The organism is Manganibacter manganicus, from assembly GCF_002075885.1.
In the GTDB taxonomy this organism is placed as follows: domain Bacteria; phylum Pseudomonadota; class Alphaproteobacteria; order Rhizobiales; family Rhizobiaceae; genus Mesorhizobium; species Mesorhizobium manganicum.
Genome location: NZ_MDET01000019.1, coordinates 13,512 through 37,862, shown reverse-complemented (window position 1 = coordinate 37,862; position 24,351 = coordinate 13,512). Strand labels below are relative to the sequence as shown.

At 60.1% G+C, this 24,351-nt stretch carries 16 protein-coding genes and 1 tRNA gene; 8 read left to right on the top strand and 9 right to left on the bottom strand.

All coding sequences use genetic code 11. From position 1 onward, the window contains the following. Positions 1-10: 10 nt before the first annotated feature. Positions 11-1,174, bottom strand: coding sequence for an acetyl-CoA acetyltransferase (locus BFN67_RS13055; RefSeq protein ID WP_080920007.1), 1,164 nt, complete (start codon positions 1,172-1,174; stop codon positions 11-13). A gap of 184 nt (positions 1,175-1,358) precedes the next feature. On the opposite strand from BFN67_RS13055, the gene betI reads away from it, so the two are divergent. Genes betI through betB form a run of 5 tightly spaced genes read left to right on the top strand, consistent with a single transcriptional unit; the run spans position 1,359 to position 7,271 of the window. After that, on the top strand, positions 1,359-1,949 hold the full coding sequence (gene betI, locus BFN67_RS13050) for a choline-binding transcriptional repressor BetI (protein WP_080920006.1): 591 nt from the start codon (positions 1,359-1,361) through the stop codon (positions 1,947-1,949). Then, on the top strand, positions 1,946-3,475 hold the full coding sequence (betC, locus tag BFN67_RS13045; RefSeq protein WP_080920005.1) for a choline-sulfatase: 1,530 nt from the start codon (positions 1,946-1,948) through the stop codon (positions 3,473-3,475). Before betI ends, betC begins: the two co-directional genes overlap by 4 nt. 1 nt (position 3,476) lies before the next feature. Next, positions 3,477-4,115: a glutathione S-transferase family protein gene (locus tag BFN67_RS13040; protein WP_080920004.1), complete on the top strand. Its 639-nt coding sequence runs from the start codon at positions 3,477-3,479 to the stop codon at positions 4,113-4,115. Then, positions 4,112-5,773: a choline dehydrogenase gene (gene betA / locus BFN67_RS13035; RefSeq protein WP_080920003.1), complete on the top strand. Its 1,662-nt coding sequence runs from the start codon at positions 4,112-4,114 to the stop codon at positions 5,771-5,773. Before BFN67_RS13040 ends, betA begins: the two co-directional genes overlap by 4 nt. Before the next feature lie 34 nt (positions 5,774-5,807). Then, the gene (gene betB / locus BFN67_RS13030) at positions 5,808-7,271 is read left to right on the top strand and encodes a betaine-aldehyde dehydrogenase (RefSeq protein ID WP_080920049.1); all 1,464 of its coding nucleotides are present in this window, start codon (positions 5,808-5,810) and stop codon (positions 7,269-7,271) included. A 52-nt stretch (positions 7,272-7,323) separates the two neighbouring features. Here the strand turns inward: betB and BFN67_RS13025 are convergent, their stop codons facing one another. Both BFN67_RS13025 and BFN67_RS13020 read right to left on the bottom strand, forming a co-directional pair. Beyond that, positions 7,324-9,579 carry a mannose-1-phosphate guanylyltransferase/mannose-6-phosphate isomerase gene (locus tag BFN67_RS13025; protein WP_080920002.1) on the bottom strand — a complete coding sequence of 752 codons (2,256 nt, stop codon included), beginning with the start codon at positions 9,577-9,579 and terminating at the stop codon, positions 7,324-7,326. A gap of 15 nt (positions 9,580-9,594) precedes the next feature. Further along, entirely contained in the window at positions 9,595-11,115 is a 1,521-nt protein-coding gene (locus BFN67_RS13020; RefSeq protein ID WP_080920001.1) for a phosphomannomutase/phosphoglucomutase, read from the bottom strand. A 205-nt stretch (positions 11,116-11,320) separates the two neighbouring features. Between BFN67_RS13020 and BFN67_RS13015 the strand changes: the two genes are divergently transcribed. The 3 genes from BFN67_RS13015 (at position 11,321) to BFN67_RS13005 (ending at position 14,099) form a co-directional block, all read left to right on the top strand. Then, positions 11,321-11,397: transfer RNA gene (locus tag BFN67_RS13015), tRNA-Pro, on the top strand. A 480-nt stretch (positions 11,398-11,877) separates the two neighbouring features. Next, the gene (locus tag BFN67_RS13010; RefSeq protein WP_245295252.1) at positions 11,878-12,336 is read left to right on the top strand and encodes a TadE/TadG family type IV pilus assembly protein; all 459 of its coding nucleotides are present in this window, start codon (positions 11,878-11,880) and stop codon (positions 12,334-12,336) included. Further along, complete coding sequence (locus BFN67_RS13005) at positions 12,336-14,099, top strand: TadG family pilus assembly protein (RefSeq protein WP_080920000.1); 1,764 nt, start codon at positions 12,336-12,338, stop codon at positions 14,097-14,099. Before BFN67_RS13010 ends, BFN67_RS13005 begins: the two co-directional genes overlap by 1 nt. On the opposite strand, the gene bglA is transcribed toward BFN67_RS13005, so the two are convergent. From bglA to glgB, 6 genes are read right to left on the bottom strand one after another with little or no spacing between them, the layout of a single operon-like run. Next, positions 14,059-15,711, bottom strand: a complete 1,653-nt coding sequence (gene bglA, locus BFN67_RS13000) for a beta-galactosidase BglA (protein ID WP_080919999.1) — start codon at positions 15,709-15,711, stop codon at positions 14,059-14,061. The genes BFN67_RS13005 and bglA overlap by 41 nt on opposite strands. Next, positions 15,698-17,701, bottom strand: a complete 2,004-nt coding sequence (gene glgX, locus BFN67_RS12995; RefSeq protein ID WP_080919998.1) for a glycogen debranching protein GlgX — start codon at positions 17,699-17,701, stop codon at positions 15,698-15,700. Before glgX ends, bglA begins: the two co-directional genes overlap by 14 nt. 52 nt (positions 17,702-17,753) lie before the next feature. Further along, a complete protein-coding gene (locus tag BFN67_RS12990) occupies positions 17,754-19,382 on the bottom strand; it encodes an alpha-D-glucose phosphate-specific phosphoglucomutase (protein WP_080919997.1) in 1,629 nt (542 codons plus the stop codon). Further along, positions 19,379-20,830, bottom strand: coding sequence for a glycogen synthase GlgA (gene glgA / locus BFN67_RS12985; RefSeq protein ID WP_080919996.1), 1,452 nt, complete (start codon positions 20,828-20,830; stop codon positions 19,379-19,381). Before glgA ends, BFN67_RS12990 begins: the two co-directional genes overlap by 4 nt. A gap of 5 nt (positions 20,831-20,835) precedes the next feature. Continuing rightward, a complete protein-coding gene (gene glgC / locus BFN67_RS12980) occupies positions 20,836-22,101 on the bottom strand; it encodes a glucose-1-phosphate adenylyltransferase (protein ID WP_080919995.1) in 1,266 nt (421 codons plus the stop codon). 27 nt (positions 22,102-22,128) lie between these two features. Continuing rightward, entirely contained in the window at positions 22,129-24,342 is a 2,214-nt protein-coding gene (glgB, locus tag BFN67_RS12975) for a 1,4-alpha-glucan branching protein GlgB (RefSeq protein ID WP_080919994.1), read from the bottom strand. Between the last annotated feature and the right edge of the window lie 9 nt (positions 24,343-24,351).

The window sequence follows — 24,351 nt, the reverse complement described above, 5'->3', positions numbered from 1 at the left end:
TCATGTCCATTCAACGAATCCGGTCCAGAATGGACACGTAATTGGCGACGGCAGCACCGCCCATATTGAAAATGCCGCCGAGCTTCGCACCAGGCACCTGGATGCCGCCGGCCTCGCCGGTCAGTTGCATGGCGCTCAGCACATGCATCGAAACCCCTGTTGCCCCGATCGGATGGCCCTTGGACTTCAACCCGCCCGACGGGTTGACCGGCAATTTGCCATCCTTGGCGGTGTAGCCTTCCATCGCCAGCTTCGCCCCCTCACCCGGCTTGGCCAGGCCCATCGCCTCATATTCGATCAATTCGGCTATGGTAAAGCAGTCATGCGTTTCGACGAAGGACAGGTCGTTCAATGTTACGCCGGCCTTTTCGAGCGCCTGCGCCCAGGCGCGCTCGCAGCCCTCGAAGCTGAGAATATCGCGCTTCGACATGGGCAGGAAATCCTGCACATGCTCATTGGCGCGGAAAGCGACGGCACGGCGCATACCGAGCGCCGTATCGGCGTCCGTCAGGACCAGCGCGGCGGCGCCATCTGAAACCAGCGAGCAATCGGTGCGCTTGAGGGGACCGGCAACGAAGGGATTCTTCTCGCTTTCGTGCCGGCAGAACTCGAAGCCGAGATCCTTGCGCATTTGCGCATAAGGGTTTTCCACGCCGTTCCTGTGGTTCTTGGCCGCAATCATCGCCAGGGCATCGGACTGGTCGCCATAACGCTGGAAATAGGCCTGGGCGATCTTGCCGAAGACGCCGGCAAAGCCGCCGGGGGTGTCGCCATCTTCCGGCAGATAAGACGCTTTCAGCAGGTTTCTGCCGATCTCCGGGCCGGGTGTCGTCGTCATCTGCTCGGCGCCAACCACCAGCACGATGCGTGAACCGGCACCGACGGCACGGATGCCCTGCCGCACCGCTGCCGAACCGGTAGCGCAGGCATTTTCCACGCGCGTGGCCGGCTTGAAGCGCAGCCGGTCATCGGCCTGCAGCACGAGGCTTGCCGTGAAATCCTGCGCCGAGAAACCGGCGTTGAAATGGCCAAGCACGATCTCGTCCACATCGTCAGGGCCGATACCGGCGTGGTCGAGTGCTTCTGTGGCCACGTTGGTGATGAGGCCTTCAAGCGTCTCGCCTTCGAGCTTGCCGAAGCGCGAGTGCGCCCAACCGACAATACATGCAGTCATGACAATTCTCCTTCGGGAGCAAACTCAACCGGTTGGCGACCCTTATGAGCGGCCCGGCGGCTGTTGTCACCATGGGCGCGCGCGCCGGTGGCGTAAAGCACCATTTCAAGCCAGTTTTCTGGATCAGAAAATTATCATTGATTGACCAGTCAATAAAAAATAAGCTCACGGAGGGAGAAGCTCAATGCCTAAACTTGGAATGGAGCCGCTGCGCCGCCGCGCCCTGATCGACGCCGCTATCTCGGCGATCGGCGAACGCGGCACGCTCGACGTTACCATGTCGGATATTGCCGGCCGCGCCGGCGTGTCGTCGGCGCTCGCCCATCATTATTTCGGTGCCAAGGACGAATTGCTGCAGGCGACGATGCGGCATCTGCTGGCGGAACTGAACGTCGATCTTGTCCGGGCGCTGCACGCCACCTCTTCGCCGCGCCAACGGGTGTCGGCAGTCGTCGCCGTCAGCTTTTCCGAAGTCCAGTTCCAGCCCGAGACCATCGCGGCCTGGCTCGCCTTTTACGTCGAGGCACAGAGATCCGACCCGCTCAGGCGCCTTTTGCGCATCTACGCGCGACGACTGCATTCCAACCTGATGAGCGGCCTATGCGGCCTGCTTTCCCGCGCGGAATCCGACGAGGTCGCCGAAACCACCGCTGCCCTCATCGACGGTTTCTATATCCGCCGCGCGCTGAAGGACGGCGTGCCGGACGCCGCCACCGCCATCACACTTATTGAAGCCTATCTCGAAACAAGACTTGGGCCGCAGGAGACAGAATGACCACTCGCCGACCCAATATATTGATCATTATGGTCGATCAGTTGAACGGAAAACTGTTTCCGGACGGACCGGCCGAATTTCTGCACGCGCCGAATCTCAAGGCGCTGGCGGCGCGCTCCGCCCGCTTCCGCAACAATTACACCGCCTCGCCGCTTTGCGCGCCGGGCCGCGCTTCCTTCATGAGCGGGCAACTGCCCTCGCGCACCGAGGTCTATGACAACGCGGCAGAATTCGCCTCATCGATTCCCACCTTCGCCCACCACCTTCGCGCTGCCGGCTACCACACCGCTCTTTCGGGCAAGATGCACTTCGTCGGCCCCGACCAGTTGCATGGCTTCGAGGAACGGCTGACGACCGATATCTACCCTGCCGATTTCGGCTGGACACCGGATTACCGCAAGCCGGGTGAGCGCATCGACTGGTGGTATCACAATCTGGGCTCGGTTACCGGTGCAGGCGTCGCCGAGATTTCCAACCAGATGGAATATGACGACGAGGTCGCGTTCCACGCGGCCCAGAAGCTCTACGATTTCGCGCGCGTCCCGGACGATGGTCAGCGTCGTCCATGGTGCCTCACCGCCTCCTTCACCCATCCGCATGACCCCTATGTGGCGCGGCGCCAATATTGGGACCTCTACGAGAATTGCGCAGCACTGGAGCCGGAAGTCGGCTTCATCGAGAAGGAAAAGCAGGACGCCCATTCGCAGCGCCTTTATCTGGCCAGCGATTACGACAGTTTCGACATCACGCCCGAGCAGGTGCGCCGCTCGCGCCGCGGCTATTTTGCCAATATCTCCTATCTCGACGACAAGGTCGGCGAACTGATCTCGGTACTCGAACGTACGCGGATGCTGGACGATACCGTCATCGTCTTCTGTTCCGACCATGGCGACATGCTGGGTGAGCGCGGCCTGTGGTTCAAGATGAGTTTCTTCGAGGGCTCGGCGCGCGTGCCGCTGATGGTTGCCGGCAAGGGCATTGTGCCGCTCCTGATCGACGCACCGACCTCCAATCTCGACATCTGCCCAACGCTCTGCGAACTCGCGGGTATCGACATTGCCGACATCATGCCGTGGACCGATGGCCAGTCGTTGAAGCCGCAGATGGAAGGTCATCCGCGCAGCGAGCCGGCACTGATGGAATATGCGGCCGAAGGCTCCTATGCGCCGCTGGTGGCGATGCGCGAGGGCAAATACAAGTTCGTGCATTGTGAGATCGATCCTCCACAACTCTTTGATCTGGAATCAGATCCGCTGGAGCTCGCCAATCTCGCAGCCGAACCGGCCAATGCCGCGCTCGTTGCCGGTTTCATGGAAAAAGTACACGCCCGCTGGAACATGACTGCCTTCGACGAGGCGGTGCGCCAGAGCCAGGCGCGGCGCTGGGTGGTCTATCCCGCGCTTCGCAACGGCGCCTATTTCCCGTGGGATTTCCAGCCGCTCAGGCAGGCTTCGGAACGCTACATGCGCAACCACATGAACCTCGACACACTCGAAGCGGACAAACGCTTTCCGAGGGGAGAATAAGATGATCACCGTCTGGGGAAGGACCACATCCTCCAACGTGCAGACCGTCATGTGGGCACTGGCGGAACTCGGCCTTGAGCATGAGCGCATCGATGTCGGCGGCCCGTTCGGCGGGCTCGACACGCCTGAATTTTCCGCCATGAACCCCAACCGCTTGATACCGGTGCTGCGCGATGGCGACGAGTATCTTTGGGAAAGCGCCTCGATCGTGCGCTATCTCGCCGCTCGCTACGGCTCGGAGCGGTTCTGGCCCACTGACCCGCTCAAGCGGGCCAAACTCGACCAATGGAGCGACTGGACCAAGACAACACTGGTTCCCGCCTTCCTGACTCATGTGTTCCAGCCGATGATGCGCAACAAGCCTGGCGAACGCGACGAGGCCGCGCTCGCGAAGGGTATTGCAAATCTGGGTAAGGTGATGCGCGTGCTCGACGGCCGGTTGCCCGCGGGCGCTTATCTCGGCGGCAATGAGCCTTGCTTTGCCGACGTCGTCGTTGGCGTGCTGCTCTACCGCTATTTCACGCTGGAGATTGAACGGCCTGCCCTTCCCCATCTCGAGGCCTATTATGGCCGGCTGACCGAGCGGCCCGCTTATGCGCGCCATGTCATGATCTCCTACGACTTCATGAGGGCCAAATGAGTTCCGCTCTCGAAGCAGATTTCGTCATCATCGGCTCCGGTTCGGCCGGTTCGGCCATGGCCTACCGGCTTTCGGAAGACGGCAAGCATTCCGTCATTGTCATCGAATATGGCGGAACCGATGCCGGGCCGCTCATCCAGATGCCTTCGGCCCTCTCCATTCCCATGAACATGGCGCGTTACGACTGGGGTTTTTCCAGTGAACCGGAGCCGCATCTCGGCGGACGCTCTCTGGTTACGCCGCGTGGCAAGGTCATCGGCGGCTCATCGTCCATTAATGGCATGGTCTATGTACGTGGCCATGCGCGCGACTTCGATCACTGGGCCGAACAGGGTGCGACCGGTTGGGGCTATGCCAACGTGCTTCCCTATTTCAAGCGCATGGAACATTCGCATGGCGGCGAGGAAGGCTGGCGCGGCACACGCGGCCCCCTGCATGTGCAGCGGGGCACCCGCGTCAATCCGCTTTACACGGCTTTTGTGGAGGCTGGCAAACAAGCCGGATTCGAACTGACCGACGATTATAACGGCTCCAAGCAGGAAGGCTTCGGCCCGATGGAGCAGACCATCTTCCAGGGTCGGCGCTGGTCCGCAGCCAATGCCTATCTTCGCCCTGCGCTGAAGCGGAAAAACGTACGCCTCATCAAAGGCTTCGCGCGGCGCGTGATGGTCGAGAATCAACGCGCCACCGGCGTAGAGATCGAGGCTCGAGGACAGGTCCAGATGGTCAAGGCACGGCATGAAGTCATTATCGCCGCTTCCTCCATCAACTCTCCGAAAATCCTGATGCTGTCGGGGATCGGCCCCGCTGAGCATCTGCGGGAAAATGGCGTCAACGTGATCGCTGACCGGCCTGGCGTCGGACAAAACCTGCAAGACCACCTGGAGCTTTATATCCAGCAGGAATCAACGAAGCCGGTCACGCTGAATTCCGTTCTCAATCCTTACTCCAAGGCGCTGATCGGCGCACGCTGGCTCTTTTTCAAAAGCGGACTCGGCACCACCAACCATTTCGAGGCGGCCGCCTTTGTGCGCTCGAGAGCCGGAGTAGACTATCCTGACATCCAGTACCATTTCATTCCCGGGGCCGTGCGTTATGATGGCAGGTCGGCGGCGAAGTCGCACGGTTTCCAGGCCCATGTCGGCCCGATGCGCTCGAAGTCGCGCGGTTCGGTAACGCTGCGCTCTTCCGATCCGAGGGAAAAGCCCTCCATTCGCTTCAACTATATGTCGCATCCGGAGGATTGGGCAGATTTTCGACACTGCATTCGGCTCACCCGCGACATCTTCGGCCAGACTGCCTTCGACCCTTACCGTGGAGAAGAAATTTCGCCCGGCAGCCATGTGCAAAGCGACGCGGATCTGGACGAATTCATCCGCAACAATGTGGAAAGCGCGTTCCACCCCTGTGGCACCTGCCGCATGGGCCGCAAGGACGACCCGAACGCCGTGGTCGATCCGGAATGCAGGGTGATCGGCGTCGAGGGATTGCGTCTCGCCGACTCCTCCATCTTCCCACGTATCACCAACGGCAATCTCAACGGCCCGTCGATCATGACCGGCGAAAAGGCATCGGACCACATCCTCGGCCGCACGCCTTTGCCGCCCTCCAATCAGGAACCATGGATCAACCCGCGCTGGCAGGTTTCGGATCGCTGAGCTAAATCTTGAACGACCAAACCCGGAGATGACCATGCGCGCGCAACCCGAAGCCTCGCATTATATCAACGGCCGCTTCGTGGAAGACGAACAGGGCGCGGCGCTGCCCGTGATCTATCCCGCCACGGGCGAGACGATCGCCACACTCCATTCGGCCACGCCCAACGTGATCGAACTTGCTGTCGAAGCCGCGCGAGCCGCCCAGGGCGCCTGGGCAGGGATGAAGCCGGTGGAGCGCGGCCGCATATTGCGTCGTGCCGCCGACCTGCTGCGAGCCCGCAACGACGACCTTGCCAAGCTGGAAACGCTGGACACCGGCAAGGCGATCCAGGAAACACTGGCCGCCGATGCGCCTTCGGCGGCTGACTGCCTTGAATATTTTGCCGGCGCCATCGCCGCCTACAACGGTGATTTCATCGATCTTGGCGGACCGTTCGCCTATACGCGGCACGAGGCGCTTGGCGTTTGCGTAGGCATCGGCGCCTGGAACTATCCCATCCAGATCGCTGGCTGGAAATCCGCGCCGGCACTCGCCATGGGCAACGCCATGGTGTTTAAACCCTCCGAAAACACGCCGCTTTCGGCGCTAGCCCTGGCCGAAATCTATACCGAGGCCGGTCTGCCCGACGGGCTATTCAACGTCGTGCAGGGCTATGGCGATGTCGGCGCGGCGCTGGTCGAACACGATGCCGTCGCGAAGGTTTCCGTCACAGGTTCGGTGCCGACCGGCCGCCGGGTGCTGGCCCTTGCCGGCTCGAAGATGAAGCACGCCACCATGGAACTGGGCGGCAAGTCGCCGCTGATCATTTTCGACGACGCCGATCTCGAAAACGCAATTGGCGGAGCGATGCTCGGCAATTTCTACTCCACCGGCCAGGTCTGCTCAAACGGCACACGCGTCTTTGTCCAGAAGGGCCTGCACGACCGTTTTGTCGAACGGCTCATCGAGCGTACGAAGAAAATCCGCATTGGCGACCCGCTCGATCCTGAAACCCAGATGGGTCCGCTGGTCAACAAGGCGCAGCACCAGAAGGTGACGGATTACATCAGGATCGGGCGCGAGGAAGGCGCCAAATTGGCCTGCGGCGGCAACGTGCCCTCATTGCAGGGTTTCGAAGAAGGCTGTTTCGTCGAACCGACTGTCTTTGCCGGTGTACGTGACGACATGCGCATCGCACGCGAAGAAATTTTTGGCCCAGTGATGAGCGTGCTTTCCTTCGATCATGAGGACGAGGTGATCGAGCGCGCCAACGCCACCGAATTCGGCCTTGCCGCCGGCGTCTTCACCAGAGACCTGCCACGCGCGCATCGCGTCATCTCGCAATTGCAGGCTGGCACATGTTGGATCAATGCTTACAATCTCACGCCGGTGGAAATGCCCTTCGGCGGCTATAAGCAGTCTGGTATCGGCCGGGAAAACGCGCTGGAAGCCCTCGGCCACTATTCGCAGGTGAAGTCGGTTTATGTCGAGACGGGAAACGTCGATAGTCCCTACTGACTCCATCGCGCCATTCATGATCTGAATCGGACTTATACGCTAAGGCGCTGTCTTAGCGTTTTGGCGGTCGTTGCTCGTCGCCGTCCACATCGAGATACTGCATCAGGGCACAGACGAGATGATAGAAGATCGAGGCTGGAACCTCGGCGGCCAATGAGCGGCCTCGTTCGTCGATCCGGTCAATCCACAAGCCGAGCGGAGCCGGGTCGATGTGCCAGCGGAACAGCCGCCCCACTCGCGCCTCGATTTCGGGCTTGAGGTCGGGGCCGCCGGCCCCGTCCAGCGCGATTGCCGCCTTGATCGCTTCGGTCTGCGGCCAGCTTCGCGATACGGTATCAATGGGGATGCCCTGCCGGCTGACCACGCCATAGGCCAAGCCGGTGGCGCGGTTCAAACCGCTGGCGATGGCCGAGGCATAGAGCTTGCGCGCATAACCGGTGAGATCGTTCTGACCGCTGCGCGCGGCAAAATCAACCAGCAGCGATGCCCATTCGAAATGATGGCCGGGCTCCGTCCATTCGCCCCGCTCACTCGGCGCATGTTTCCATTCTGGCGAAAAATATTCGCCAAGCGTCCAGGTATCAGCATCGAAGAAATGACTGCGGAAAAGATCAACCACACGCGCCGCACGGCGCAGATAGGTGCGTTCGCCGGTCGCTTCGTGCCATGCCAGAAACGCTTCCAGAAGATGCATATGCGGATTGGAGCGCCGCTCGGCCTGCGCTTTCCCCGTAGCTTCCAGAAAGCCCGTGAGGCGCTCATCCTCCAGATAGCTGTCCAGAAAATCGAAAGTTTCCTGCCCAAGCCGCAGGGCGTCGCGATTGCCGCACATATGCGCATGGGCCAGCGCCAGCAAAACGCATGAATGGTCGTATGCGTCTTCCGTCGCATCCGCGACACTGCCGTCTATATTGAGCGTCCGGACCCAGCCGCCTCGGTCGGTGCGGCCGTTGCGCGCCATGAACTCGATGCCGTGGGCGATCAGTCTATCCCCCGGCCCTTCCCACCCATGCGCCTTGGCCACCGCGAAAGCATAAACCTGACGCGCCATGGTGCGCATGCGCTTCGGCTTCGGCAGCGGTACGGCATCGAAGCCCAATGCCTCATGGAAACCGCCATGAAGCTCATCCACCCCGATCGTGGACCACAGCGGCATGGTCTCCTCAAATAGCCAATGCCGCACGCGCCGCCGCCATGCACCACTTTCAATGACACGATCATGCGAGGGCGTGAACTTCGTCTCCAGACGGCCGCTTTTTTCAAGTTTCTCGACCACCTTGCGCACGTTCTGGCTGTGGCTGACGGGTGCGATGAAGGTCGCATCGATTGTTGACACGATGGCGATGTCCTTCAACCCCACCGCCGAAAGCAGACGTCCCTCGGAGCGAATGTACGAGTTTTGACAATCGATGGCGACGACATCGCCAAGCACGACATTGCCCTTGTCATCCGTCGGGCTGACTTCCAGCAGCGATTGCCATGAGCCAAGATCGTTCCAGCGGAAGCCCGCCGGGACCATGCCAATGCCACTGGCCTGTTCCATCACCGCATAATCGATGGAGATAGAAGGGATTCTCTCGTAAAGACCGGGCTCCATATAGAGACCCGAAAGGTCCTGCCTCGCCGCCTTGAATGCGCTTTCGGTCGCAGCCCAGATGTCCGGCCTATAGGTCTCGAATGCAGCGCGCATGGCACTAGCTCGAAACAGAAAAATGCCTGCATTCCAGTAGAAATTGCCAGCATCGAGATAAGCTTGCGCGGTCTCCAGATCGGGCTTTTCGACGAATCTCACAACATCGAACGCGGCGTCGGTCTTACTACCCACCTCGATATAGCCATATCCCGTTTCCGGCCCGGTGGGTTTGACTCCAAACACGACCAACTGCCCGGCGGAAGCTGCAGCCGAGCCAGCCTCCACCGTTTGCCAGAATTGCTGCGTTGTCGAAATCTCATGGTCGGAGGGCACGACCAGAACCAGGCTGTCACCAAAGCTGGAAAGCGTGCGCAAGGTGGCGAGGGCCACGGCCGCCGCCGTATTGCGCCCCATGGGCTCAAACAAGGCGGAGCCGCCCGCAAGATCAAGGCCGGCTAGGTCTGTCCCGATGCGCGAAGCATGGCGCTCCGAGGCAATGACGAAGACGGGCGTCTCTCCCTCAGGCCGGGAGATAAGGCGGCGCAATGTCTTGACGAGCATCGAACCGTCGCCCGAAAGATCATGAAACTGCTTGGGGTTATCCTCGCGTGACAGTGGCCAAAGCCGGGACCCGACGCCGCCGCTCATCACAAAACTGACAATGCGCTCCGTCATGGCGAAATGCCCCGCTCAGAATGTCTGGTTGTAGGAGCCGACTTCCGGGTAACGGCGCAGCACGGCATCGAGCGCATCGAACATTTCGCGGCGACGCGTGGCTGAGACTGGGCTTTCCACCACCACAACCAATTCGGGCTTGTTTGAGGATGCGCGAACCAGCCCCCATGTGCCATCCTCAGCCACTACGCGCACACCATTGACGGTGACAAGATCGGCGATCCGCTGACCGCCGAAGCTCTCGTCCTTGGCTCTCATCGCCTCGAAATCTGTCGTAACACGCGCCACCACACCATATTTCCTGTCGTCGTCGCAATGCGGCGACATGGTTGGCGTCCCATAGGTCAGTGGCAGGTCACGATAGAGATCAGCCATGCTGCGACCGGGATTGCGATCGAGCATGGCGCAAATGGCAATGGCAGTGACCAACCCGTCATCATAGCCGCGCCCGAAAGGTGGATTGAAGAAGAAATGGCCGGACTTCTCGAAGCCGGCGATCGCTCCCAGTTCCGCCACGCGCCGCTTGATATAGGAATGGCCGGTTTTCCAATAGTCGGTAACCGCACCATTGGCTTTCAACACCGGGTCGGTCTGGAACAAGCCGGTGGACTTCACATCCACCACAAAGGTGGAGCCCGGATGCAGAGCGGAAATATCGCGGGCGAGCATGACGCCGATCTTGTCGGCAAAGATCTCATTGCCCTCATTATCGACCACGCCGCAGCGATCGCCGTCACCATCGAAGCCCAGGCCGATATCGGCCCCGGTCTCCAGCACCTTGTCGCGGATGGCATGCAGCATCTTCATGTCTTCGGGATTGGGGTTGTAACGCGGGAAACTATGGTCGAGTTCGACGTCGAGCGGCACCACTTCACAACCGATCCGCTCCAGCGCCTCCGGAGCGAAGGCGCCGGCAGTGCCATTGCCGCAAGCTGCCACCACCTTCAGCTTTCGATGAATACGCTTGCCTTGTGTGAGATCATCCAGATAGCGGGCGCGGAAATCGGGCACGAACCCGTAGGAACCACCACCAACCAGATCAAAATCTCCGCTGAGAACGATCTTCTTGAGCGCATTCATCTCATCCGGCCCGAAGGTCAGCGGGCGCGCCGCTCCCATCTTCACGCCGGTCCAGCCATTCTCATTATGCGAGGCCGTCACCATGGCGACGGAAGGGAGGTCGAGTGCGAACTGGGCGAAATAAGCCATCGGCGATAGCGCCAGACCGATATCCCTCACCTTCGCGCCAGCCGCCATCAGGCCAGCCACCAGTGCCAGTTTGAGCGACAACGAATAGGAGCGAAAATCATGGCCCGTGACAATGTCCGGCCCAACGCCACTGCGTCGAATCAGCGTGCCCAACCCCATGCCGAGCGCCTGCATGCCGATAAGGTTAAGCTCTGGCACCTTTTCAGAACCCGGATAACCGAACCACCAGCGCGCGTCATATTCACGAAAGCCCGATGCCTTGACGAGCGCGGATGTCTCGAATTCGAAGCTGTTTGGGCGAATTTCGCCAACGATCTTCATAGTCAAAATTGCACGCTCCCCACCCAAAAACACCCCGTTCCAGGCGTTTGTGACGACCGCCACAGATAGCCCGCTTTTAGCCGCGCTTGCCTAACGGGAGATTGAAGCATCTCGCTCGCCACCCCGATAATGCAACCGATTTGCTGTCAGCATATCACCTTTGACGCTTGCAGGAATGCACCACGGCAGCTATAAGCCCGCCGTCTGGTCACGGAGTGTAGCGCAGCCTGGTAGCGCACATCGTTCGGGACGATGGGGTCGCAGGTTCAAATCCTGCCACTCCGACCAGCCGGAAATCCCGAATTCCTCAATTAAATCAATGCCTCAACCGTGAACGATTGTGGAACATTCGTGAGACGCGTGTGACGAGCCCAAAACCGGTATAAGCTATTGAAATGATGGTGTTAATCCATCAGACGCTGCGTCTCACGTGAGACGCTGCGGCTTTCTGGCGTGTTCTATGGCTGTTCCAACTCGGTACGGCCGGCCGCATTTTCCACGTCCTCGGGAGCAGCCGTGAACCTGTTCGCAGGCGGAGACGCCGCAACTGCCATTGCAGGCGCGACTTGCGCCGTGCGCTCTCCAAAAGCACCAATAAATTTCAACCTCTAATTGAATAAAATTTGAACTGTGGCGCCTTGAAAACAAATTCCCACATAATTCAATTGTACTTTCGTCCTCAACATTCATTTTTATTTTTAATGGATCTTTAAACGACAATCCTAAAACTCGATACGGCTTAGGGATTCTATCATTTCGGAGGCCAAATTGAATTGGCTTACTGTATGGGCGAATACTCTTATTGATGAACTTTCATCTCTAAGAAAAAACAATAGAGGCACTTCGGCCGTCGAATTTGCGTTTCTCGCGCCTCTGTTTCTGCTCATGCTCCTGGGTATGAGCGCATACGGCATCTACTTCGGAGCGGCGCATTCAATTCAGCAACTGGCGGCCGATGCCGCACGAACGGCCATCGCCGGCCTCAATTCAGGCGACCGTCAAAATCTGGTTTCCGATTTCATCAGCCACAACGCGGGAGCATATGCCTTCGTCGATCCCGGCAAGATCATCGTCATTGCCGAGGACAGCATGGTTGATCCGAACCAATTCGTCGTCGCAATCAAATATGACGCACGCAACCTGCCGATATGGAACCTGCTCAGCGACTTGCCGATGCCGTCAATGACCATCGCACGCAAATCCACGATCCGTATGGGAGGTTTGTGATGCTCACCAAGATTTCACGAGTCTGCAAGCGCCTGTTTCGCGAACGGCAAGGCAATTTCGCCGTCATGACGGCGGTATGTGCCCCATTCGCCATTGTTCTCGCTGCCTTTGCGGTCGATGAAGGTTCGCTCTACACCGAGCGGCGGTCGGCGCAATCGCTGACCGATCTGGCCGCCATCACCGCCGCTGCGAACCTGGGCGCGGCAGAGACAGCGGCGGTTACGACGTTCAGCGACAATGGCATCACGGCGGTAGTAGAACCCGAAGGGACGACCGTCGAGCCGACCACGGATAACGCCGTTCTCAACGTCATCCGCGGCCACTACAAACCCGACGCCGCGATTGCGGCAAGCGAGAGATTTCAGGCCGGGCAACAACCCTTCAATGCCGTCAGGGTAACACTGCGCAAGAAGGGCAGCCTGTTCTTCGGTGCCGGCATCATGGCACCGCCTACTATCGGCACGACGGCGGTCGCCCGAACCTCGGCACAGGCCGCGTTTTCGATCGGCTCACGTCTCGTATCGGTCGACACGACCAAGAGCCCCTTGCTGAATGCCCTGCTCGGCGGCCTTTTGGGCACCAAGGTGTCGCTGAGCGCCATGGATTACGACGCGCTGCTCAAAACGGATATCGACGTGCTGGAATTCCTCGACCAGTTGGCGGTGAAACTCGACCTGACGGGCGGAACCTATTCGGACGTGCTGGCGGCGGACGCAACGATCACGCAGATCGTCAATGCCATGGCGGATATTCCCGACCTGGATGGTACGAGCAAGGCGGCCCTGCAAGCGATGATTGCCGGCAGCCATAGCAGCGTTGAACTGCCGCTGAAGCAGATCATCGATTTCGGCTCGGCCGCTCAATTGAAGGTCGGCCAGAAGCCGCCCGGCCTGGATATAGCCGCCAGCGCATTGCAGATGCTGACCGTGGCCGCGGCGCTGGCCAATGGCAACAATCAGATGGCGCTCGATCTCAACAATTCCATTCCCGGACTGAGCAATATCCAACTCAAGCTTGCCATCGGCGAGCCACCGCAATCCTCTTCGTGGGTGACAATCGGCGAAGAAGGCGCCATCGTACGCACGGCGCAGACACGCCTCCGTCTGACCGCCGATGTCGATGTCGGCGGCGCCAGCCTGCCCATCGGTTACAAGCTTCTGGGCATCCATCTGCCGCTCAATGTCGAGGTCGCCTATGGCGAGGCGAAACTCACCGACATCAGTTGCCCGGCAGGCCACCTTGATCGGCCGCGCGTGACTCTTGCAGTCAGGCCGGGGGTCGTCTCGGCAGCCCTTGCCGACAATGACAGCGCCGGCTTCGCCGACTTCACCAGACAACAAACGTTCCATGACGCGGTCATTGCGACAGCCAGCGTCAATCTTCTCTTCCTCCATCTGCCGCTGGTGCAGCTCATCGGTTCGGCCTATCCCGACCTTGGCGATCAAGCGCCGATTTCGGTGACATTCAGCTATAATGAATTCGGCACAACGAAGACGATCAAGACAAGCAATTTCACTCAGTCCCTGACAAGTTCGTTGATCTCCGGCCTTACTCTCGACGTCAAACTGCTCAATCTCGATCTTAAGCTCGTCAGCGCCTTGCTCGGCGTTCTCAAAGGGCCGGTCGTGGACATACTTGGCACGCTAACGAAACCCATCGACGGTCTTCTGAACCGCGTTCTGGAGGGGTTGGGCGTTGGCCTCGGCGAGGTCGATATACGTGTCACCGGGGCAACGTGCGGCCGCTCCGTGCTGGTTCTGTGAGCGAAAGACGCCCGACAAAGTCTCCCAATGGGGGCAGGACAAGCGATTGCACAGTTAACCGCGCAGAGCCTTCCAACGCCGCCTGCGGCCGCAAGCCGTCAGGCAGGGGCCATTGCTTTTGTGTTTCAGAAAAATTGAACACACAAAGCAGTTTTTCACCTTCCCCTTCGCGAACGAAAGCCAGCACGTCGGCATCGTCGTCCAACAGGCGGATCGCCCCGCGAACCAGCGCCGGATGTGTGCGGCGAAAGGCAAGGGCCGCCTTGTAATGCGCCAGCACCGAGGAGGCATCGCCAAGTTGAACATCGACAGCCGAGGCACGATGTTCAGGAGGAACCGGCAGCCACGGCTTTCCTGTTGTGAACCCGGCATTGGGGGTGCTGCCTTCCCAGGGCATGGGCGTGCGGCAGCCATCACGTCCCTTGAAGCCGGGCCAGAAACGTATGCCGTAAAGGTCGCGCAAGTCTTCAAATGCCAGATCGGCCTCGCTCAAGCCGAGTTCCTCGCCCTGGTAAAGACAAATCGAACCGCGCAGGCAGGAAAGCAGGCTTATGCAGAACCTGGCAACTGCTTGTCTGTCTCCGCCGGGCGGCGTCCAGCGGCTGGCATGGCGCATAACATCGTGGTTGGAGAATGCCCAGCAAACCCAGCCATCCGGCGCCGCCGCCTCGAAGGCGCTGACGCATTTGTGGATATGGGCGGCGGAAAACTTCGGCCCGAGCAGATCGAATGTATAGGCCATGTCGAGTTTGTCGCGACCCGACGTATAGGCGGCAAGCGTTTCAAGCGAGCGCTCCTCATCTCCCACTTCGCCGACTGAAGCCCTTGAATCATATTCATCCAGCAACGCTCTGAAACGCTTTAGAAAATCGATGTTCTCCGGCAGCGATTTATCGAACAGATGTTGTTGGAAGTTATAGGGGTTGGTTTCGCTCTCAAGCCAGGCTGTAGCGCCCAGCGGTGGATTGGATCGTAGCCGTCGATCCTGAAAATAATAATTCACCGTGTCGAGGCGAAAGCCGTCGACGCCGCGTTCCAGCCAGAAGCGCACGCTGTCGAGCACTGCATCCTGCACTTTGCGGTTATGGAAATTGAGCGCCGGTTGGGAGGCAAGAAAATTATGCAGGTAATATTGCCGGCGCGTGGACTCCCACTCCCATGCCTGCCCGCCAAAAACCGAAAGCCAATTGTTGGGCGCCGTGCCGTCCGGCTTCGCATCGGCCCAGACATACCAATCGGCCTTGGAATTGTCGCGGCTCGTCCTGCTTTCGACGAACCATTCATGCCGGTCCGACGTGTGCGCCAGAACCTGATCTATGATGACCTTGAGGCCGAGTTTGTGCGCCTCGGCCAGCAAGGCGTCGAAATCCGCCAGCGTGCCGAATATCGGATCGACGGCGCAGTAGTCCGACACGTCATAGCCCATGTCGGCCATCGGCGATTTGAAGAAAGGCGAGAGCCATACCGCATCCGCGCCAAGGGCGGCGACATGGCCGAGACGCTGGGAGATACCGCGAAGATCGCCACTGCCGTCACCGGTCGTATCCTGAAAGGAACGCGGATAGATCTGGTAGATGACCGCGCCGCGCCACCAATTGCTATCGTGCTGCATCTTCTTCCTCGACCATGAAGGCGACGCTGCGGCCCGGCAGCGGGTTATCAGCGTCCGGCGTCAATTCAATCTGCACCCGGTCAGCCTGTGCCGGAACCCAATGCCAGCCTCGACGCTCCGGCAAGGAATAGCGGCAGGCGCGGCGGTCGCCATTGATCAGCACGGCCAATCTACTACCCGCTTCCGTTCCATGCGCCAGCACCATGACGAGACGGCGCCGCTCCAAATCGTTCCATGCTGCCTCGTCCATCGGCATGCCGGTTTCGGTGAACCACGCAACGTCCGGATAATCCTCACCGGGCGGCGGCTCTCCGGAAAGGAAGGCCGTTTCCGACAGGGCCTGCATCCGTTGCCGCAAGCCGGAAAGCGCGATCACATGGGCTTCCAGCGCTCGGTCGCGTCCAGACCAATCCAGCCATGTGGTGCCGTTATCCTGTGCATAGGCATTGTTGTTGCCGCGCTGGGTTCGGCCAAATTCGTCGCCGGCGGTGAGCAGGATCGTGCCGCGCGAGGCAAACAGGGTCGCCAGCAAGGCGCGGCTATCGATAACACGCTGGGCGTTGACCTTGGCATCGGTCGTTTCCCCTTCGATGCCATTGTTCCATGACAGGTTCTCATTGTGGCCATCGCGGTTCTTCTCGCCATTGGCCTCGTTATGCTTGCGTTCGTAACGCGACAGGTCGGCCAGCGTCATGCCGTCATGCGCGGCGATGAAATTGACGGTGCGACTTTGCCGCACGCCAATGCGACCGAATATGTCGGATGAACCGGCAAGACGTGTGGCAAGCGTTCCCACCATGCCCATATCGCCGCGCCAGAAGCGGCGCAGATCGTCGCGATATTTGTCGTTCCATTCCAGAAACGGCGGGGAGAAACACCCAAGTTGATAGCCGTGCGGGCCAATATCCCATGGCTCGGCAATCAATACGCGGTCGGAAAGAACCGGATCGGCGCGCATGGCCGCAAACAGCGGCGCATCGGCATCGAAAACCCCGTCGACACGACCCAAAACTGGTGCAAGATCAAAGCGAAAGCCATCCACGCCGGCATGAATAACGAAGTGGCGCAGGCTATCGAGGATAAACTCTTGTACGGCCGGATGATCGCAAGCCAGCGTGTTGCCGGTGCCGGTATCGTTGACCAGTTGACCGAGTTCATCATGGCGATAATAGGCGCGGCTATCCAGCCCGCGCAGCGAGAGCGTCGGACCGAGTTCGTCGCTCTCGCCGGTATGATTGAAGACGAGATCGAGAATGGTGGCGATGCCGGCTTTATGCAGGACATCGACAACATTGCGCAGATCCGCCAGCCCGCCCGGCGCGAGGCGCGGGTCCAGCGCCATGAAGGTCACGGGGTTGTAGCCCCACGCATTGCGTAAGCCGAGCGGCGGCAGATGCCGTTCATCGATCCAGGCAGTGAGTGGCATCAGTTCCACGGCCGAAACGCCAATCCCTTTCAAATGATCGATGATTACTGGATGTGCCAATGCACGCAGCGTACCGCGATCCAGTTCCGGAATATCGGGGTGACGCATGGAAAAGCTGCGCACGGCGATCTCATAGATCAATCCGCCGGGCAGGAAGCGTGGAGGCTGCCGAGCGGGCGGTTGCGGCAAGTGCTGCACGATCGCCTTCGGCATCAAAGGTGCGGTATCGCCGCCTTCGCCGCGTCGGGCGGCAAGCCGTTCGTCGTAAATGTAGGGCCGGTCGATGGCGAGCGCATAGGGATCGACCAGCAATTTATCAGGATCGAACCAAAGCCCCTGCCCCGGTGCATAATCGCCATCGGCGCGCAGGCCGTAGCGTGATCCGGCGCCACGGTCTTTGACCGTCAGCGCATGGATGCCATCGCCTTGCTGCTCAAGCAAAAGCCGCTCGATCTCGCGGTCCCCATTTTCGTCGAACAGGCTGACCCAGAGGCGGCTGGCCGTGCCAGACCAAGCGGCGAAGCGAACGCCTCCACGTACGATGGAAGCGCCAAGAGTCGTCATCTACAGCCCGCCTCGCCGTTCTTCACGGGTGGGACAGATGCCGGCTCACCCCTCACGTAATCACGCTCGGCTTGTCGCGGCCGGTGTGCCTGGCAATGCCCGCAATATCGTCGGCGGCAGCTATCAGATCGGCCAGCGCCTTTTGGGTGTCCTTGTCCAATTTTCCCGTAGGAGGTTCGTAATGCTCGATATAGACGCGCAACGTCGCGCCCTCCGTGCCGGTGCCCGAAAGCCGGAAGACGACGCGCGAGCCACCCTCGAAATGCACCCGAATCCCCTGATGCTCACTGACTGAGCCATCGACGGGGTCGTGATAGGCGAAATCGTCCGCCTTCTCGATCTTGAGGCCGCGCACGCTTGTGCCGGCCAGCGAGGCAAGTTTGCCGCCAAGTTCCTCCATCAACGCATGGGCGCGGCCGCTATCCACGCCTTCGTAATCGTGGCGCGAATAATAATTGCGGCCAAACTCCGCCCAATGCTTTGTGGCCACCTGTTGAACGCTTTCGCTGCGCACCGCCAGAATTGAGAGCCACAGAAGCACGGCCCACAGCCCGTCCTTTTCGCGGATATGATTTGAACCGGTGCCGGCGCTTTCCTCACCGCAGATCGTCGCCTTGCCGGCGTCGAGCAGATTGCCGAAGAACTTCCAGCCGGTCGGCGTCTCATATATGCCGATGCCAAGCTTTTCGGCGACACGATCGGCGGCGCGGCTGGTCGGCATGGAACGGGCGATGCCGGCAAGACCGTTGGCATATGCCGGCGCGACGGTGGCGTTGGCACACAACATGGCCAGCGAATCCGATGGCGTGATAAAGATGCCCTTGCCGATGATAAGATTGCGATCGCCATCGCCATCGGAAGCTGCGCCGAAATCAGGCGCATCCGGCTTCATCATCTCGTCATAGAGATGTTTGCAATGAACGAGGTTCGGGTCGGGATGGTGGCGGCCGAAATCCGGTAACGGCTTGAAGTTTCGGCAGGTGCCCTCGGCCGCTCCCAGTCGATGCTCGAAAATCTCCTTGGCATAAGGCCCGGTGACGGCGTGCATGGAATCGAAACGCATGCGGAAACCCGATTCAAAAAGCTTTTGCAACGCCTTGAAATCGAAAAGGCTTTCCATCAGCTCGGCATAGTCCTTTACGGAATCGATGACCTCGATGGTCATGCCGCCGGCCTCTACCGTGCCGATCCTGTCAATGTCGATCTCGCCAATGTCAGCGATCTTGTACTCCTTGATCGTCTTCGATTTGGCGAAGATCGCATCGGTGATCTTTTCCGGTGCCGGGCCGCCATTGTCGATATTGTACTTGATGCCGAAATCCTCATGCGGGCCGCCGGGATTGTGGCTGGCCGAAAGGATGATGCCGCCAAAAGCCTTGTATTTGCGAATGACATTGGAGGCCGCCGGCGTGGACAGGATGCCGCCCTGCCCGACCATGACCTTGCCGAAGCCATTGGCGGCAGCAATTGCCAGAACCTTCTGGATGACCTCGCGGTTATAGAAGCGGCCATCGCCACCAAGCACCAGTGTCTTGCCCTTGTAGCCGTCCAGCGCATCGAAGATCGACTGGATGAAGTTCTCGGCATAATTTTCCTGCTGGAAGACCGGCACCTTCTTGCGCAGGCCGGATGTTCCGGGCTTCTGGTCGTCATAAGGTTTGGTAGCGATAATGCGTGTCATTTATCGGAGGGCCTTCTTGCAATGAGCGAGCGATAAAGCTCAACGTATCTTTCCGCACTTCGATCCCAGGATAGATCGGCTTTCATGCCCTGCCGCTGCATCGACGCCCATTGCGCTGGGTTGCCATGGACCGTGGCCACGCGCCGCATGGCGTGGAGTAACGCGTCGCCGCTGTCGGGCGCAAACAGGAAACCGGTCGCGACGCCGGCAGAAAGTGCCGCCTCATTGGCGTCGATCACCGTATCGGCAAGGCCGCCGGTGCGCGCCACCACCGGCACACAACCATAGCGCAACCCGTACAGTTGCGTGAGGCCGCAGGGCTCGAAACGCGAAGGGATGACGATCGCATCGCAGCCACCCTGCATGAGATGCGACAGGCCCTCGTCATAACCGATGACGGCGCCGATCCTGCCACGATGGCGCGCGGCAAGCGCAAGCACAGCACCTTCAAGCGCTGTATCACCCGCACCGAGGAAGGCAAGCCGCACACCGCTGGCAATAACGCCATCGGCCGCGGCGACCAATATGTCCACCCCCTTTTGCCACGTCAGCCGGCTGACGACGCACACCAGCGGCGAGTTGTCATGGTCAAGCCCGAAATGCTTTTCCACGGCCAGTCTGTTAACCCTGCGCTTTTTTAACGACCTGGCGTCGTAGGTAGCGGCGAGATTGTTGTCAGTTGCCGGGTTCCAGGTATCCACATCAATGCCGTTGACGATGCCGTGGAGATCGTCGGCGCGCAGATCGATCAGCCCATCCAGCCCCATGCCATAGGTGGGCGTACGGATTTCCTGCGCATAGGTCGGGCTGACGGTGGTGATGGCCGATGCCGCCTGGAGCCCTGCCTTGAGAAAGCCAACGCCGCCGTAATATTCGACCCCGTCGAGGCTCATCGCCTCAGCTGGCAGGCCGAGTTCGCCAAAGATGCCGGCGCCGAACCGGCCCTGAAAGGCAAGGTTATGCACCGTCATCACAGAGGGCGTGGCAAAGGCCTTGCCGTAGCGCATATAGGCCGGCGCCATCGCCGTCTGCCAGTCATGCGCATGGACGAGTTCAGGCATATAACCGGCTATCGCGCCGCCGGCGATGTCGGCGCCCACTTGGCTCAGCGCCGCAAAGCGCCGCCAGTTGTCCGGCCAGTCTGCGCCAGTCGCATCGCCGTACGGCCCGCCGGGGCGGTCGAACAGATGCGGCGCATCGAGCGCCAGAAGATCAAGCCCATTGGCCTCGACGGCATGAACGGAAGCCTTGCCGCCAAACAGCCGGCCATATTGCAGTACGGCCTTTTTCCGGCGGAATATCTCCCTGATCTGCGGATAGGCGGGGATCAGCGAGCGTATCGTCACGCCCCGCCCCGCCAAGGCAATCGGCAGAGCGCCGGCCACATCTGCAAGGCCGCCGGTCTTGATAAGCGGAAATATTTCCGGCGTGACGGAAAGGACGTGCATTCAGGTCAGGCCCCCAGCCGGTCGATCATCTGCTGGGTGATGAGGCAAATGCCTTTTTCCGAAACGCGAAAGCGTTTGGCATCCAGTTTCGGATCTTCGCCCACCACCAGCCCTTCCGGGACATGAACACCGTGGTCGAGCACCACGCGTTTCAGCCGGGTGTTACGGCCGATATGGCAATCGGGAAGCATCACCACCTCTTCCAGCCGCGAATAGGAATTGATGCGTGCGCCGGTAAAGATCAGGCTGCGGCGTAATGAGGCTCCGGAGACAATGCAATCGCCCGAAACCAGAGAAGAAATGGCCTCGCCCCGGCGCCCTTCCAGATCGTGCACGAACTTTGCCGGCGGCCGCAATTCGGCATAGGTCCAGATCGGCCAGTCGCGATCGTAAAGGTCGAGTTCGGGGGTCACATCGGTGAGATCGATATTGGCCTCCCAATAGGCATCGACCGTGCCGACATCGCGCCAATAGGGCTTTGCCTCCTGAGACGAGCGCACGCAGGACTTGCCGAAGCGATGCGCGATCGCCTTGCCGTTCTTGACCACGTCAGGAATGATATCCTTGCCGAAGTCGCGGCTGGAATCGGGGGTGGCGGCATCCTTGCGCAGAAGATCCATCAGGAATTTGGTCCTGAAGACATAGATGCCCATCGAGGCCAGGGCGAAATCGGGCTTGTCGGGCATGCCCGGCGGATCGGCCGGTTTCTCGATGAAGGAGATGATGTTGTCCTTCTTGTCGACATGCATGACGCCGAAGCCGCTTGCCTCCATGCGCGGCACTTCGAGACAACCAACGGTGACGTCTGCATTGGCATCGACATGCTGGCGCAGCATCAACTCGTAGTCCATCTTGTAGATGTGGTCGCCGGCCAGGATCACCATATATTCGGGACCATAGCTCTCGATGATATCGATGTTCTGGTAAACGGCGTCGGCAGTGCCTTCATACCATTGCGTTTCTGAAACGCGCTGGCTGGCCGGCAGGATATCGAAGCTTTCATTGCGCTCCGGCCGCAAGAAACCCCAACCCCGTTGCAAATGCCGGATCAGCGAATGCGCCTTGTACTGGGTGGCGACGCCGAGACGGCGGATACCTGAGTTCAGCGCATTGGACAGCGCGAAATCGATGATGCGGGTCTTGCCGCCGAAATAGACCGCAGGCTTGGCGCGGCGATCGGTCAGTTCCTTCAGGCGGCTGCCACGCCCGCCGGCCAGAACATAGGCCATCGCGTCGCGCGCCAGCGGCTGGGTTCTTCTTGGATCCAACATTTCAGCCTCCCAACGAAACGTCACTCATTACGCGACGAATTCCAGCATAATCGTAGCGAGCGGCGGCAAAAGCATCGTAGCCACGGCCTTGCCATTCTCTTCGCATGCTTCGACGAACCCGCCATTGCCTTCGCCCGAGCCGCCATAGTCGGCAGCGTCAGTATTGATGATCTCCTGCCAGCGGCCGGTATGCGGCAACGGCACGCGATAGTCTTCCCGCGGCACCGGTGTGAAATTGCATATCACGGCAATCGAATTAGCCGCTGGCGCCATGCGCAGCCAGGCGAAAACCGAATTCTGCCTGTCGTCCACGATCAACCACGAAAAACCCTCCGGCTCGCAGTCGCGGGCATGCAGCGCCGGGCGCGAACGATAAAGAGTGTTGAGGTCGCGCACCACATCCCGCACGCCGCGATGCGGCGCATGGTCGAGCATATTCCAGTCAAGCGTTCTATCCTCGCTCCACTCGCGCCGTTGCGCGAACTCCTGCCCCATGAACAGCAGTTTCTTGCCGGGATAGCCCCACATGAAGGCGTAATATGCGCGCAGGGTCGCAAATTTCTGCCAGTCGTCGCCGGCCATCTTGGCAATCAGCGAGCCCTTGCCGTGCACCACCTCGTCATGGGAAAGCGGCAACACGAAATTCTCGGAAAACGCGTACATCAGACCGAAGGTCAGTTCGTCGTGATGGTGCTTGCGGTGGACGGGCTCGCGGGCAAAGTAAGCCAGCGTATCGTGCATAAACCCCATATTCCACTTGAAGCCGAAACCGAGCCCGCCCTCGTGCACGGGCTGCGAGACCTTGGGCCATGAGGTCGATTCCTCGGCAATCGTCATGACGCCGGGATGATGGCCGTAAAGCTCCTTGTTCATCTTCTGCAGGAAGGCGACGGCCTCGAGGTTCTCACGTCCGCCCTTTTCGTTGGGCAGCCATTCGCCCGCTTTTCGCGAATAATCGAGGTAGAGCATGGAAGCGACCGCATCCACGCGCAGCCCGTCGACATGGTATTTCTCGGCCCAATAGAGCGCGTTGTTGACCAGGAAGGAGACGACCTCGCGGCGGCCGAAATTGTAGATGGCGGTGTTCCAATCCGGGTGAAAACCCTTGCGGCTGTCGGCGTGCTCGTAAAGGGCCGTGCCGTCGAAGCGGATCAACCCATGTTCATCGACCGGGAAATGCGCCGGCACCCAGTCGAGGATGACGCCGATACCGGCACGGTGGGCACCATCGACAAAGCGGGCGAAGCCTTCGGGGTCGCCGAAACGGGCCGTCGGCGCATAAAGCCCGGTGGTCTGATAGCCCCAGGACGGGTCATAGGGATATTCGGAGATCGGCAGGAATTCGATATGGGTGAAGCCCATATCGATCACGTAGGGGATCAACCGCTCGGCCAGTTCGTCCCAGGCAAGGAACGAGCCGTCGTCATGCCGCTGCCATGAACCGGCATGGACCTCGTAGATCGCGACCGGCTGGCGCCGCGCATCGGCGCTTTTCCAGAAGTCGCGATGTACGGCATCGCCCCATTCGTGCGCCAAAGCGGCCGCCGTGACGGAGGCCGTCGCCGGTCTCAACTCCGACCGGAACGCGAAAGGATCGGCCTTGAGCGGCAGGCGTATCCCGCCCGCCCCTATCACCTCGTATTTATAGGCTCGGTCCGCGCCGACATCGGGCAGGAAGATTTCCCAGATACCGGTATCCTGCCTGAAACGCATGGGATGACGGCGGCCGTCCCATTCGTTGAAATCCCCCACCACGGATACCCGCTTGGCATTGGGCGCCCAGACGGCAAAATGGGTTCCATTCACGCCCTCATGGTTGATCAGATGGGCGCCGAGCTTGTCGAAAAGCCGCAGGTGCGAACCTTCGGCGATGTAGTAGTCGTCCATCGGGCCCAGCACCGGGCCGAAGGAATAGGGATCGGCCAGCCACCAGTCGCCGCCGGCATTGCTTGCATGGTACCGTAGCGGCTGGCGTTTGCGGATGGACAGCCTGCCCTCGAAAAAACCTGCATCGGCACGGCGGGCGAGTTCGCCGGCCTTCTTGCCGGCAAGCGTGTAGGCGGTGACTGCCTCGGCATGCGGGACGAAGCAACGGGCGACAAAACCGGCACCAGCCTGCTGCATGCCCAGAATAGCAAAGGGATTACGGTGCGTGCCGTTGACGATTGCGACGATATCTTCATGCGTCGCCAGACCTTCGGGCCGGACGTCCGCAGCGATCGCACGCGGCTTTTTCGTCAAGCGGCTCCT